This window comes from Bergeyella porcorum, from assembly GCF_042427575.1.
Taxonomy (GTDB): Bacteria; Bacteroidota; Bacteroidia; order Flavobacteriales; family Weeksellaceae; genus Bergeyella; species Bergeyella porcorum.
Genome location: NZ_JBHMFD010000023.1, coordinates 22584 through 37593, shown reverse-complemented (window position 1 = coordinate 37593; position 15010 = coordinate 22584). Strand labels below are relative to the sequence as shown.

The following is a 15010-nucleotide window of genomic DNA, read 5'->3' as shown; positions in this document are numbered from 1 at the left end:
TATTCCCTCTGGTTGTTCAGAAATTATTTTCATTAATAATAACTGAATTTACGAAATGCAAATCTAATAGTAGAGTCGAAGGCTAGTGTGTTCTCTGCGTAGCCTTTGCCCTCTTTGCGGTAAAAAAACATCAACCGCTAAGACGCCAAGAATCGCTAAGCTTTTTTATTGAGTGAAAAAAACAATAGTATTAGCGTACTTGCCACTTTAGGGGGACAGAGGGCTTGTCCTCTGCGATAAATCTAGATAACACCTTGATGGTCTCTTAGTGTATTCAGACTACAAAACACGACTGTACCATACCCCCTAAAACGATAGTGTCAGCCTATCTGATACGATAGTGTCAGACAGGCTGAAAATACTATACTGCTTTATTCTATCACTACTTCATAGCTAAGGCGAGAGGTTTTAGGCTGCTTTAGTGGAACGGAAGAGCCACTAAACTGTGTGGTGATGCTTACTTCATAAGTGCCCATTTCTATGTCTGGCGGCACAAGGAATAGAATGGTAGAGGGGTCATTGATGGCTATGTCTGATAAGGCTATATCAACTACCTCTTGAGTTTCGATGTTGGTAAATTTCAAACCATTGCTTCCATCTTCGCCCAATATCTTGATGTGGCTACCTTTTAGCTCGGCTATTTTACCTTTGGTAAGGCTACCATCTGATTTGCCAGTGGATTTATCTGTGATACTGAAAATCTCAAAATTATCTGCCTGTATGCCCAAAATATCCACAGAAACCTGAGCCATAGCCTTTTTTAGCTCTTGCCCCTGTGTAATAGATACATAAAGCTTGTGTTTCTCTGGGTTCCAAGTTTTGTCCGTGAATACTCCTTTTATGCTAGGGTGCATATTGAGGATGCCAATGTTTACATTATACCCCTCTGCTAAGAATTCTATCAGTTTTTTAAAAAACCTTTGCAAAACATTGCGAGAGGTGGCACTTGTGATTTCTGTCCCATCATCTTTTATTGCTTGGATGATGTCTTCTACATTTACACTGCCGTTTCTTACTGGCACAGCAATGAAATCTGTTTTGTCTTCTTTGGTTAAGAGATTGGGTCTTAACCAAGCTTTCATTTTTTGCATAACTAAAAGTATTAGGGTTAATAATTCGTTTTATCTACAGTCTATATTACGCCCATACTTCATTATTCATCTGCTTGGATACGGAACAAATATATCATTATATCTTTAATTATACAACATATTGTTGTTTTTTTCTTAATTAAATTGCAATAGTTGTATCATAGCCTTATATTTAACCCATCGGTACACTGCTATATATAGGTATAAAAAAATACAGCAACCCATCAGAGGGTTGCCATACCTTGAGTAATGTATTCTACGCTTATTATTTTTCAATAGCGATGTCTATAACTTCATTCATTTTATCCACATAATGGATTTTAAGATGCTTGAGGTACTCTGGTTTTATCTCGCTCACATCTTTTCTATTGGCTTCGCAAAGAATCACCTCTTTAATGCCTGCTCTGGTGGCTGCCAGAAGTTTCTCTTTAATACCTCCTACAGGAAGCACTTTGCCCCGTAGGGTAATCTCGCCCGTCATTGCAAGGTGTGGCTTCACCTTTTTATTCTTATAGCTAGATACCATAGAGGTAAGCATTGCAATCCCTGCAGAAGGCCCATCTTTAGGAGTGGCTCCCTCTGGTACGTGGATGTGGATGTTCTTCTTTTCTATCTCTTCGGTAGCAATGCCCAGTTCTAGGTGCTTGGCTTTGATGTATTCCAAAGCGATGGTGGCAGATTCTTTCATCACATTGCCTAGGTTCCCCGTCATTGTGAGGCTTCCTTTCCCGTTGCTGAGGATACTTTCTATATAGAGAATATCTCCCCCTACCGATGTCCACGCCAAGCCTGTTACTACCCCTGGCACGCCTGTAATCTCCGAAAGGTTACGAGGGCGAGGCACGCCCAAGATTTCATCAATCTTTTCGATGGAGATTTTAGGTTCGTAATCTTTCTCTAAGGCAATCTGCAAGGCTACCCATCTGGAAATGGCAGCGATGCGTTTTTCCAAAGTACGCACACCACTTTCTGAGGTATGGGCATCTATAATATGCTTTAGCTCTGCTGTGCCCAGTTTATAATTTTTGGCAGAAAGACCATTTTCCTCCTGTTGTTTTTTAATGAGGTGGCGTTTGGCTATCTCTATCTTTTCTTCTAAGGTATACCCCGCTATCTGAATAACTTCCATCCTATCTAATAGAGGCGACTGAATGCTGGAGAGGGAGTTGGCAGTTGCTATGAAAAGCACCTTAGAGAGGTCGTACCCATACTCCAAATAATTATCATAAAAATGATGATTCTGCTCTGGGTCTAAGACTTCTAACAATGCTGAGCTTGGGTCGCCGTGTACGCCTGTCCCTATCTTATCAATCTCATCTAAGACAATGACGGGATTGGATGTATTAGATTTCTTTATCGATTGCAAAATACGCCCTGCCATAGCCCCGATATAGGTCTTGCGATGCCCTCTTATTTCGCTTTCATCGTGCAAGCCTCCTAAGGCTACTCTTACATACTTTCTGCCTAAGGCATCTGCAATGGATTTCCCCAAGGAGGTTTTCCCTACCCCTGGAGGCCCCACCAGACAAAGTATGGGCGACTTCATATTGTTTTTTAGTTTCAAAACAGCGATATGCTCCAAGATTCTCTTCTTGATGTCTTCTAGCCCAAAGTGGGCTTTATCTAAGGTTTTCTCGGCTTTAGCAATATCAAAAGCGTCTTTGGAGTATCGTTCCCAAGGCAAATCTGTAAAGAAATCCAAATAGTTTCTCTGGACATTATAATCTGGGGAATTAGGATGCTGGCGTTGCAAGCGTGCCAATTCTTTCTCAAAGTGTTGTTGCACTTCGGGATTCCACTTCAGTTTTTTTGCCTTCTCACGAAGTTCATCAGCATCAGAATCAGAGCCTCCACCCAATTCCTCCTGAATGGTTTTTATCTGCTGATTAAGGAAATACTCTCTCTGCTGTTTATCCAAATCTCTGGAGGTTTTCTGATGGATTTGATTCCTTAGTTCCAATTTTTTAAAATCCTCAAATAGGAGTTCATAGCAACGCTCAGCACGCTTCATAATGCTTTTTTCCTCCAAAAGGCTTTGCTTGTCGGTTGCATCAAAATTGGAATTGGTACATACAAAGTTGAGCAAATCCTCGTTGCTCGACATATTGTTGATGGCAAACCCTGCTGCATTGGGGATATTAGGGTCTAGCTTTATAATCTTTTGTGCTAAGTCTTTAATGTTTTCCATTAAAGCGGCAAACTCTGCTTTATTACGAGGCTTGCTATCGGTAAGCTTGGTCACTTCCGCTCTTAAAAACGGCTCTTGCTCTACCATTTTGCTTAGCTTGAAACGCCCTATCCCCCTCGTGATGGCAGTGATATTTCCCTCTGGCAGTTTGATGATTTTCATAATCCTAGCCAAAGTCCCTATGCTATACAAGTCCTTGGCAGAAGGGTGCTCTTGCTCTGCGTTTTTCTGGCTAACGATGCCTATAATTTCCCCGTTTCTTTGGGCATTTTCCAGAAGGCTCTTGCTTTGCTCTCGCCCTGCTGTAATAGGGATAACCACCTGTGGAAACATCACCATATTTCTTACAGGTAGAATGGGAAAGGTAGTCTGTGTGCTATCTTCATTGAGCTCCTCTTTTCCAGAGAAATCCAGCTCTTCGGCTACGATGCTAAAGTCGCCATCAAAGATTTCTCCTAAGTCTATATCTTCAAAATTGTCCATAATTTATAGTGCTGACAAAATGTCATTAATTTAAAAAAACATACCCAGCGTTATTCTTACCAGAAGCAATAATAACGGGTTTTCTGTACCTTCTGTATATTTTCTCAATTCCTATGCCAATAGACCATAACTTGAAGTATTGGACAAAATTGCCAGTTTTGGAAGACATCGAGAAAAAACACCTTGAGATTTTAATGACACAAGACTAAGGAAATACAGTAAAAAACAGCAATGAAATGAAGATATGACAACCAACAAGATATCAATCTTATAACATAAGAGCGGACAGAAAACCCTCAAAAAAAATTATCTTCAAAAAAATATTTTCTAATAGTTTAAAAATGTGTATTTTCGCAGACTGATAAAAAAGACAAAAGAAAAATGGCAATTTTAGGAGAAATTAGAAAGAGATCTTGGCTTATGGTGGGAGTGATTGCTCTGGCACTTTTAGCATTCCTTGTGAATCCTGATACATTAGATCAAGTTTTCGGTAAAAATCCTAACATTTTAGGTAAAGTGAATGGTGACGAGATTACCAGAGATGAGTACAATGACCAGCTTTTTATGCTTCAGCAACAGGCTCAGCAGCAGGGAAGACCTACGGCAGGGCTAGAGGAGCAAGCTTGGCAAATCTTGGTGCAAAGCAAACTGGTAAAACAACAGTTTGACAAAATGGGTCTGCATATGACAGATGACTTCTTCTGGAGCCAGCTTCAGTACGACCCTATGTTTGCTCAAAATCCACAGTACTTTGATGAAAAAGGAAACTTTAAACTTCAAGAAGTAAAAAAAGAAATTGAAGGACTAGAAGCTTCAGGTGATGTGCAAGCACTCCAACAATGGCAAAAAACAAGACGCTCTATAGAGTATAGAATGATGGCTAGACAAGTCTTTGCCAATGTATCTGTAGGGGTTACTGCCAACAAAAAAGAGGCTGAGGAAATGATGAAGCAAAGAGACCAAGTGGCAGATATAGACTATGTAAAAGTGGATTATGCAGAGTTTTTGAAGAAAAACCCTATCAAAGTAACCACCGAAGATTTGGCAAATTACATCAAACTTCGTCCTAATACTTTTAAATCTCAACCGAGTAGAAACTTAGGTTTGGTTTATTTCCCTGCGAAGCCAAGTGCTCAGGATGATGCGAAGACATTAGCGGAGCTCAATAAACTCAATACCCAAGGAACCGATGCGAGTGGTGGAACGGAAAACTTCCAAAATACTCAGAATGACTCTATGTTCGTAGAACTGAACTCTGATTTGAGATTCAATCCAACTTTCCTTAGCAAGCAACAATTGCCACCAAGTGTAGCAGAGCAAATTGCTAACGCAGCGGTAGGACAAGCCGTAGGGCCATACAAAGAGCAAAATTATTATGTGGTTTCTAAGCTTTTGGCTAAAAAGCCATCAGACTCTACATTGTCTAGGCATATCCTTATCGCTTATAAAGATAGCCCTGCAGGACAAGGCGTAAGCAGAACAAAAGAAGAGGCTAAGAAATTGGCAGATTCTATAGGTGCTGCCGTAAAAGCCAATCCAGCTAAATTTGCTGAATATGTGAGCTTGTCTAATGACCCAGGTTCTGCCAGCCAAGGCGGAAGTCTTGGATGGACTACTCCAGAGACACCTTTCGTGCCAGAGTTCTTGAACTTCTTAGCCAATAATCCAAAAGGTGCTACAGGCGTGGTAGAAACTCAGTTTGGATACCATATCATCAATATCGAAGATAAAAAAGCTGGTGCAATGGGATATAAAGTGGCTCACCTTGCCAAAGCGATTAAGGCTTCTGATGCTACCGAAAATGAAGTGGATAAAAATGCTAGACGCTTTATCCAACAGGTGCAAGGGAAATCTTTCAATGATTTTACCAATATTGCTAAGAAAGGCAACTATCAGTTTACCAATCCTAAGAGCGTACATCGTTTTGATGGACAGCTTCAAGGTTTAGGAACAGATAAAGATGCTGAAATTATCTCGTGGGCATTCAACAAAAAACGCGAAAAAGGAGACACCGAATACTTTGTGGTGGAAGGCACTGGAGATAGAATTGTGGCTTTCCTAAATGGTAAACACGATGACGAACTAGCAGACCCAGAGTCTCTAAGAGAGCAGTTGGAACCTATCGTTAAAAATCAATTGGCAGCGAAAAAAATCATTGAGAAAATCAATGCTGGTAAAGCCACTAGCCTAGACCAAGTAGCAAAACTTTTTGCTTCTGCTAAACAATCTGCACAAATCAATCTATTATCACCAAGCATTGGTATGGCAATGGAGCCCAAAGTGGCAGGAGCAGCATTTGGCGTAGCGAAAGGTAAAGCCTCTAATCCTGTAGAGGGAATGACGGGAGTCTATGTTTTGGTGAAAAAATCTGAAACTACCAACAAACAGCCAGGTGATGCTAAGCAAATTACAGAGACTATTGCCGCTCAAAATGCACAGATGTTTGGGCAACAGTTTATGAAGAGTTTGCAAGATAATGCCGATATCCAAGATTACAGAATAGAAGTTTGGGATAAAGCTGTACAGCAATAATCTATCTTAGACTAATGAATATCAAAGCTGTCCGAAAAGGGCAGCTTTTTTTGTTTTCAGAGCTGATAACGCCAAAACAAAGCAAAACCTCTTTCAGAGAAATGCTCCGAAAGAGGTTTTATTTATAGATGAATGATGAGTTTTAAGATAGAATAGAATTATCTCCGTGCTCGTCAATCAAGTAAAATAATACTGTAGAAAAAATTGCGTAGAGCAACAAATTAATCGCTCCTGGTATATTGACCAAAATGAACAACCCTATGCTCAATTGAAAGAAAGTGAACACAGTAAGTAAGAGCGTCCATCTCAAAAAGATTTTGCTTTTCCCTGTGATAAACTCGCCTTTCACTAAGGCTATCACCGCTAAAATTCCCGCTACAAATTCACAGATTCCTAATAGATAAATAAACGGTGGGATGCCTCCTGGCATTTGAGCTAAAATAGTATCGCTAAACATTTCTACATACTTTGGCATCACCATTTCGGTATTGAAGAGTTTTTGATATCCCGTGAATCCCATCGTATAAAAAATAAGGAAGATAATAGGCAACCATTGAAGATTTTTCAGAATAGAATCTGTTTCAGGCGTTTTTCGCTCTACAATTTTTAGCAAAATAAATAAAATGGCTGTGTAGAAAAATAGAGTGCCTGCTAACATATGATTGGAAATTATCCGCACGCCGAAGCCATAAATGGAAACTGAAAGGGTTGCCAAAAATAATCCCCATTGAATAAAACGACTTCTATCACTGAAAAGAAATTCTTTCTTTACCAATCCTAAAATAAGAGCCAATGCGGAAACAACTCCTACGAATCCCGCTACGGGAATCACACTTCGGGATAATGCATTGACATTTTGCTCAAGTCCCGCTCCCATCTTGGTAAGGAGGAATTTTGAAACATTGGTTTCTGCATCATTGGTAAGCATTAATACGCCTATGTAAAATAGTGAAAAAATCAATCCCAAGAGAACGGGAACAAGAACTAATCTGGAAAGTTTTATCTTCTTTATCATATTAAAATAGCTAAGTTAAACATCAGTGATGACAAATATAAGAGGTTTTCTTTACTAAACCGTTGATGTATGTTAAGAATTTTAAATTGGCTAAACAATCTAATAGCATTGTAAAATAAAAAACGCCGAAAATTTTCGGCGTTATTGTTATTTAGGAAGTCCTTTTCTCAAAGCTTGTTCTGCTCGTTCTATCGCTTTTTTCTCTTTCCAATCCATATAGCGTTTTTTGAATCGTTTTTTCAAGAAACTATCCACCTGCCGCTGTACCGTTAGGTTCCAAAGAGAGTGAGCTTTCACTTTCCAAGATTTATCCCACGCTCTGAGCGAGAGCGAGAAACTTCCATCCAAATACTTCATCCAATGCCACCATCCTGTAGGCATAAAGAGTGTATCGCCGTGTTCCAAAAAGCATTCAATACCTTCTACACCATCTAGGGCAGGGAATTTCTCAAAATCAGGATTGGAAATGTCATAGTCTTCCAGAGAATAGGTAGCGTAAGGAATCTGATAAAGACGCTCTTTCCACTTATAATCAAACAACAAAATATGCTTTCTTCCTCCGAAATGCGTATGGAAAATGTGAGCCATATCGATGTCAAAATGTAAAAAAGTGACCGAGCCTTTTCCTCCGAAAAACATATTAGGATATTTATCCAGAAAACCGCCCATCAAGTCTTTTGGAGAGATATAATCTTCCAGCAGTTTCGGAGCGTATTTTATTGGGTCAAAAAGGAAAATTCTCAAATCCGTTGGTTGCTCCTTTATCAAATCGATATAATCTGTGAATTTCATCTTTGCTGCCGAAGCATTGATAGGAGCGGCTGGGTCTGCCTTAGAGGAATCATACAATGGTACTTCCACATCGCCCACCACTTCCTTCATATAGTCTAAAGTCCATTTTTCATAAGCCGGCCATTTTCTTGCCATATTTCTGATGACAACGGGCTTGCGAGGTTTCAGATATTTATTGATAAAATCTTCTTGACTAATGTCTTCTACAATGTCTATTGGTTTTAAAATAAGTCCCATTTACAAAAAATTAAACCACAAAATTATGAAAATTTAAAAGGAAACGATATAACTATTTTCTATGGTTCTTTTTGGAAGTAGATCAAACGCACAAAATTATATTTTGAAGACATTTTACAAATATACAAGCTGTTAATTATTAACGATTTATAAATTTCACACGTTTAGCCTATTTCAATGCAACAATTATTTCAGTTGTAAAAAAGATTTTTTCTTAATATCAACTTTCTTTATCACTTCGTGAATGTCAATTTCATTGAGACAGGCATAGTCTCCTCTGTAGCAGGGCTTATCCCCAAACACAGAGCAAGGGCGGCAGGTAAGGTCTTCCACGGAAACAATATCAGCTTCGCTTTGCCCATAGCCCAGAAATCCAGCGTAATGATGCGTAGCTCCCCAAACAGAAATACAGCGTGTGCCCGCTAAACTTGCCAAGTGCATATTGGCAGAATCCATAGAAATCATCACTTCCAGAGTGGTTATTTTTTCTATTTCTTCTTTTAAGGATAATTTCCCCGCCAGGCTCTCCACATTCGGTAGCTGCTGCTCCCAAGATGAGAGAATCTCCACTTCATTTTTCCCACCTCCAAAAAGATAAACTTTCTTGTACTGAGAAAGGATTTTCAGCAGTTCAAAAGATTTTTCCAAAGGTAACATTTTCCCCTTATGCTGTGCAAAGGGAGCAAATCCTATCCCAGATTTATCCGCAGCTAAAACTCTATACTGATGAGATAGCGTCACCTGAAAGCCCAAGGCTCTCAATACATCAGCATAGCGTTCTGTGGTAGATTTCAGTTGGGTTTTATTCAAATTCCAGACATCGGTAAGTTGCTTTTTGTCTTCCTTTCCTTTATCTATCACCGATACCTGGATGCCTTTCAGCTTAAAATATCGTCTCAAAAATTTAGTTCGGATAACATCGTGCAAATCTGCAATACAATCGGGCTGGAACTCTTTCAGCAAGGCGTTTCCTAATCGTCTTAATCCCAAAAATCCTTTGTATTCATCAAGGTTAATTCCTTTGAAGTGCAGGCGGTCTATCCCTTCAAACAAAGGAGAAAAGTTGGCACGAGATACCATAATGATTTCCACATTAGGATTTTGCTCCAAGAACTCCCGAAGCACCACCGCCGTCATTGCCACATCGCCAAAAGCGGAAAACCGATATGCTAATATTTTTATCAAGATTTTAATTGAAAAGCTACTGCGTAAAACTTAATTTGCTTGGTCATTGCCATTAATCCGTTGGCTCGGGAGGGTGATAAAAACTCTTGGAGTCCAATTTGGGAAATAAAATCAAAATCGGAGTCCAAAATTTCCTTGGTAGGATGTCCGCTATAGATGGATACCAGCAGAGCCACGATACCTTTGGGTAAAATTCCATCACTATCAGCATTGAAGAAAAGTTTCCCATCTTGAAACGAAGCATCTATCCAAACTTTGGATTGACAGCCTTTAATGAGATTTTCATCTGTTTTTTTATCCTCGGGAAGCCCTTTTAGTTCTTTACCTAAATCGATAAGATACTCATATTTTTGCTCCCAATCTTCAAGGAATTCAAAATCCTTTACGATAGCGTCTTGTTTTTCTTTTATTGTCATAGGTGCAAAATTAATGAAAGTTTTCCATTTCTATTCTTCGGAATAGGTCTAGGATTTTAGCTTCTTCGTGTTCCCAGCAAAGCACTTCAGCAGCATTATCCAAGGCTTCTCGGTAATAATTTTTCCCGTTATTCAAAGCCCTATTAACGGCTTGTGCAATGGTATCAGGATGGTGATTTTCAATCATCTCTCCTACTTTAAAATCTGCGTAAACCTTTTTCATTTCTGGAAAATTTATCATTACAATAGGCACCCGAGATTGAATATAATCCGCAATTTTATTGGGCAAAGAAAGATAATAACTCAGTCCATTGTTTTCTTCTAATGCAACGCCTACATCCGCCGTTCGGGTGAATTTCCTTAAATCCTGAGGACTCATTCTTCCCAAAAACTGAACTTTATTCCCCAATAGTTTTTCTTCCTCTGCTACTTTTTCATAATCCTTTCTTTGAGGACCATCTCCCACAATCTTGAACACCGCATTTTCTATCTGATGCATGGCTTTAATCATCTGTGGGATTCCCCTTGCTTGGTTCAAAGCGCCTTGATAGAGAATGACCTTCGGCTGATTCGTCACCGTTTCAATTTCCTCTTTTATCTGAAATGGAATATTCCTCACAACCAAAGGATTAACACCATATTTTTCATTAAACCATTGGGCATAACTAAAACTTTCGGTCATCATATAGCCAACCTTCTTGATGAGATGTTTTTCCAAAAAACGCCAAACACCCTGCACCCACCTTCCTTGCACCGATGGCTGCTCGGTAAAAATCTCGTGACTATCATACACCAGAGGCAATTGCCGTTTCTGAGCTAATAAAACATTAGGAAGAAGCGTATCCAAATCATTCGCTAATAAAACAGTATGTTTATCTGCTCTTGTTTTCAGTTCGTTGTAGAGTTTCCACTGAAATTCAATATAGGCTTTTCTCAATGTTTTGGAACGAAGCGGAATGCGATGGAAAACATACGGACGCTCCATAGGTGGCAATCCCTCTAAGGAGTTCCCTATCAATTCTATTTCATAGCCATTGTTATGAAGCGTTCGGCAAACTTTCTCTACCCTTTGATCGGTATAGAGGTTATTAAACACGCTAATGAGAATTTTCATTGGTTATTTAGTCTTTATTTTTTCAGCAAATAATAAATTTGAATCAGGCAAAGAATCGCATTAGGAATAATGATAGGCCAAAGCATTCCACTGAATACCCCATAAATCACGAAACAAATACAGCCTACCAAATTAACCAATCTCACCTTCTTTAAGTCTTTTAATACAAAACTAAGCACTACAAAAAACGATGCCGCATAGCCAAAATAACTTGCAATTTCTGGAGTCATATTTCTTTAATTTTGATAACAAAAATAGGCATTTTGGATGAAATTTGCCCCAACACTTTCTGCCATAAAGTCATTTTATTATCTTTGGTCATATATTTGCAAGAACTTAGCGGTAAGATTTAAAGGCACTTTTACCTTTAATCTACTAAATAAGAGAGACATATTATGGATTATAAATTTTCAGAAGGTTTGGATAGAGTATTCAAACAAAGTAAAAACGAAGCAAGACGGCTTAAAAGTGAGTTTCTCAATACAGAGCATTTGCTTTTGGGCATCATTAAAACAGACAACACGGCAAGAGAGATTCTGCAGATTTTAAAAGCAGACCTTACACAAATCCGTAGAAAGATAGAAACGCTTAACGCTTCTTCTGCCAATCCTTTAATGGGAGAAATCACCAATATTTCCCTTACCAAAATGGCAGACCAAGCGGTAAAAAGAGCTGAGCTAGAATGCCGCCAATACCGCGGTACGGAGGTCAATACCGTACATCTTTTATTGGGAATCCTTTTTAAAGCGGAAGACCCTACCTCATCCATCTTAGAAACTTATAATGTAACCTACGAAAAGGTTTCCAGAGAATATCTTACACTACTTAAAAACTCTGGAGAATCCCCAAGAATGAGCATGTATGATGACGATGAAGATGAGGCAGAGGAGTTTGGAGCAATGCGTAAACCCAAAGGCAACATCAGCACAGGTAAAAGCAAAACACCTACCTTGGATAATTTTGGTAGAGATCTTACTGCTGCCGCTAAGGAAGGCAGGCTAGACCCTGTTATTGGTAGAGAAAAAGAAATAGAAAGAGTTTCTCAAATCTTATCCAGAAGAAAGAAAAACAATCCATTGCTCATCGGGGAGCCAGGCGTGGGAAAATCTGCCATTGCCGAAGGTTTAGCCCTTAGAATCCATCAGAAAAAAGTATCTCGTGTATTGTACAACAAACGCGTGATCACCCTAGACTTGGCAAGCCTTGTAGCAGGTACCAAATACCGCGGACAGTTTGAAGAAAGAATGAAAGCCATTATGACAGAATTGGAAAAAAATCGAGATGTCATTTTGTTCATAGATGAGCTCCACACCATTGTAGGAGCAGGTGGCTCTACGGGAAGCTTAGACGCTTCTAATATGTTCAAACCCGCTTTGGCAAGAGGGGAAATCCAATGCATTGGAGCTACAACCCTTGATGAATACCGCCAGTATATAGAGAAAGATGGTGCCTTGGAACGCCGTTTCCAAAAGGTAATGGTAGAACCTACCTCCGTAGAAGAAACCATCCAAATTCTTAATCAAATCAAAGGGAAATACGAAGACCATCACAATGTAATCTATACCGATGAGGCTATAATGGCTTGCGTCAATCTTACCTCGCGATACATCACAGACCGCTTCCTTCCAGACAAGGCAATTGATGCCTTAGATGAAGCTGGCTCTCGCGTTTATATCAAAAATATGAAAGTGCCTACGGCAATCATTGAGTTTGAAAAGAAAATTGAAGAAACCAAAGAACTCAAACAAAAAGCTGTAAAAGATCAAGACTATCTGGAAGCTAGAAAACTGAAAGATGAAGAAGAACGATTGATAATGGAACTTTCGGTAGCTCAAGAGCAATGGGATAAAGATGTTAAAGAAAAGAAAGAAACCGTTACAGAAGAAAATGTAGCCGAAGTGGTTTCTATGATGAGCGGTGTACCAGTAACCAAAGTAGGCAAAAACGAACTGGACAAATTGGCTCAAATGGATGAAAAGCTGAACGGAAAAGTGATAGGGCAAGAAGATGCCGTACGCAAAGTAGTAAAGGCTATCCAAAGAAACCGTGCCGGTCTGAAAGACCCTAACCGACCGATAGGTACTTTCATCTTCCTTGGAACCACAGGGGTAGGTAAAACCGAATTGGCAAAAGTAATGGCACGCGAACTCTTTGACTCAGACGAAGCCCTCATCCGAATTGATATGAGTGAGTATATGGAAAAATTTGCCGTATCCCGTTTAGTAGGTGCTCCTCCAGGATATGTAGGCTATGAAGAAGGTGGCCAGCTTACCGAAGCCGTCCGTAGAAAACCTTATGCCGTGGTATTGCTAGATGAAATTGAAAAAGCCCACCCAGATGTATTCAATATCCTGCTTCAAATTTTGGACGAAGGACACGTTACCGATAGCTTGGGCAGAAAAATAGATTTTAGAAACACCATCATTATCCTCACTTCCAATATCGGAACCAGAGATTTGAAAGACTTTGGCGATGGCGTAGGATTTGGTACCAATGCGAAAAAATCTTCCAGCGATGCCAGAGCTAAAGCCACCATAGAAAGTGCCTTGAAGAAAGCCTTCTCTCCAGAATTTTTAAACAGAATAGATGACATCATCATTTTCAATGCTTTGGAACAAGAAGACATCAAGAAGATTATCGATTTGGAACTATCCAAACTCTATGGCAGACTAGAAAAACTAGGCTATCAGGTTTCCCTTACCGAAGAAGCCAAAGATTTCATCGTGGAAAAAGGTTGGGACAAAGATTTTGGAGCAAGACCACTGAAACGAGCCGTACAAAAGTACATCGAGGACTTATTGGCAGAGTTACTCATCAATAAGCAAATCAAAGAAAATGAAAAAATTGTTTTGAAACTCAACGATGCCAAAGACGGGTTAGAGAAAGAAAAGAAAGCATTAAAATCTAAAAAAGAAACCATTTAATCTATGACAAAGTTTGCGATTTTGGGCTATGGCTTTATGGGCAAAAAACACCACGACGCCATCAAGGCTAAAGCCGACGCCACAGTGGTAGCCATTATCGATAACTGCAATATCCATCATCCAGAGACTGAATACTTTCAGTCTTTGGATGTTTTTTTAGAACAAAAACCCGATGTGGATAGGGTTATCATTGCAACCCCCAATTATGACCATTCTATCTCCGCTCAACGCCTTTTAGAAAACGGATATGATATTTTTTTAGAAAAGCCCTATTGCCTTTCAAAAAAGGAAACCGAAACATTACAGAATCTATCTCATCAATTGGGAAGAAAAATTTTTTTCTCCCACCAAAACCGATATTCTCCCATTTCAAAATTTCTGAAAAAACTCATCTCCGAACAGAAATTGGGAAAAATCTATATGCTACAGTCCAATCTATTTTGGTCTCGGGGACAGAATTACTACCAGCCCAACTCTTGGAAAGGAAAAAAAGCCACCGATGGCGGAACACTTTACACGCAATTTTTCCACTTCATCGATTTGATTATGTGGCTCTTCGGAGATATTGAAATCAAAAATGTACTTGCCAAAACATTGAAACATCAGCAATACATAGAAATAGAAGATACAGGCACCATTGCTTTTGAAATGAAAGACAACGGTGCTATTGGCGTGCTCAATTTTTCCACGGCAGTCTATGAAAAAAACCTGGAAAGTTCTATGACCATTATTGCAGAAAAAGGCACTATAAAAATATCAGGACAGTATTTTGACGAAATAGAGTACTGCAATATCGAAAACTTTGCTCCCCCTTTGGAATTGCCAAAATCTGACAACATCTCCAATCTAATGGAAAATCTAACCTCAGAAGAATGCCACCCCGAAGGTGTTAAACAAAGTTTCAAAACGGTAGAAAAAATAGAAGAAATCTACAGATTGGCATCAGAGCAAAATCCATAGCATTTTCAGACCTAAACACAAAAAAAGCGGAACTTAAAATCCCGCTTTTTTTGATGAGCATTAGAATACTCCA

At 39.3% G+C, this 15010-nt stretch carries 11 protein-coding genes; 3 read left to right on the top strand and 8 right to left on the bottom strand.

What is annotated here, in order from left to right; all coding sequences use genetic code 11:
• Positions 1-371: 371 nt before the first annotated feature.
• Complete coding sequence (locus ACFFUE_RS10640; RefSeq protein WP_376835200.1) at positions 372-1082, bottom strand: DNA-binding domain-containing protein; 711 nt, start codon at positions 1080-1082, stop codon at positions 372-374.
• A 274-nt stretch (positions 1083-1356) separates the two neighbouring features.
• Positions 1357-3762 carry an endopeptidase La gene (gene lon, locus ACFFUE_RS10635; protein ID WP_376835198.1) on the bottom strand — a complete coding sequence of 802 codons (2406 nt, stop codon included), beginning with the start codon at positions 3760-3762 and terminating at the stop codon, positions 1357-1359.
• A gap of 381 nt (positions 3763-4143) precedes the next feature.
• Here lon and ACFFUE_RS10630 point away from each other — a divergent pair, with 381 nt between their 5' ends.
• Positions 4144-6294: a peptidylprolyl isomerase gene (locus ACFFUE_RS10630; protein ID WP_376835196.1), complete on the top strand. Its 2151-nt coding sequence runs from the start codon at positions 4144-4146 to the stop codon at positions 6292-6294.
• Between the two features lie 142 nt (positions 6295-6436).
• Here ACFFUE_RS10630 and ACFFUE_RS10625 read toward each other — a convergent pair whose 3' ends face one another.
• The 6 genes from ACFFUE_RS10625 to ACFFUE_RS10600 form a co-directional block, all read right to left on the bottom strand.
• Positions 6437-7309, bottom strand: coding sequence for a hypothetical protein (locus tag ACFFUE_RS10625; protein WP_376835194.1), 873 nt, complete (start codon positions 7307-7309; stop codon positions 6437-6439).
• A gap of 147 nt (positions 7310-7456) precedes the next feature.
• A complete protein-coding gene (locus ACFFUE_RS10620; protein WP_376835193.1) occupies positions 7457-8338 on the bottom strand; it encodes a cupin-like domain-containing protein in 882 nt (293 codons plus the stop codon).
• A gap of 186 nt (positions 8339-8524) precedes the next feature.
• Positions 8525-9520, bottom strand: a complete 996-nt coding sequence (locus tag ACFFUE_RS10615; protein WP_376835206.1) for a glycosyltransferase family 9 protein — start codon at positions 9518-9520, stop codon at positions 8525-8527.
• Positions 9520-9939 carry a SufE family protein gene (locus tag ACFFUE_RS10610; RefSeq protein WP_376835191.1) on the bottom strand — a complete coding sequence of 140 codons (420 nt, stop codon included), beginning with the start codon at positions 9937-9939 and terminating at the stop codon, positions 9520-9522. Before ACFFUE_RS10610 ends, ACFFUE_RS10615 begins: the two co-directional genes overlap by 1 nt.
• A gap of 10 nt (positions 9940-9949) precedes the next feature.
• A complete protein-coding gene (locus ACFFUE_RS10605) occupies positions 9950-11053 on the bottom strand; it encodes a glycosyltransferase (protein WP_376835189.1) in 1104 nt (367 codons plus the stop codon).
• Positions 11054-11067: 14 nt separating this feature from the next.
• Entirely contained in the window at positions 11068-11283 is a 216-nt protein-coding gene (locus ACFFUE_RS10600; protein WP_376835187.1) for a uroporphyrinogen decarboxylase, read from the bottom strand.
• Between the two features lie 165 nt (positions 11284-11448).
• On the opposite strand from ACFFUE_RS10600, the gene ACFFUE_RS10595 reads away from it, so the two are divergent.
• Positions 11449-13977, top strand: a complete 2529-nt coding sequence (locus ACFFUE_RS10595; RefSeq protein WP_376835185.1) for an ATP-dependent Clp protease ATP-binding subunit — start codon at positions 11449-11451, stop codon at positions 13975-13977.
• A 3-nt stretch (positions 13978-13980) separates the two neighbouring features.
• Positions 13981-14937, top strand: a complete 957-nt coding sequence (locus ACFFUE_RS10590; RefSeq protein WP_376835183.1) for a Gfo/Idh/MocA family protein — start codon at positions 13981-13983, stop codon at positions 14935-14937.
• Positions 14938-15010: the final 73 nt, after the last annotated feature.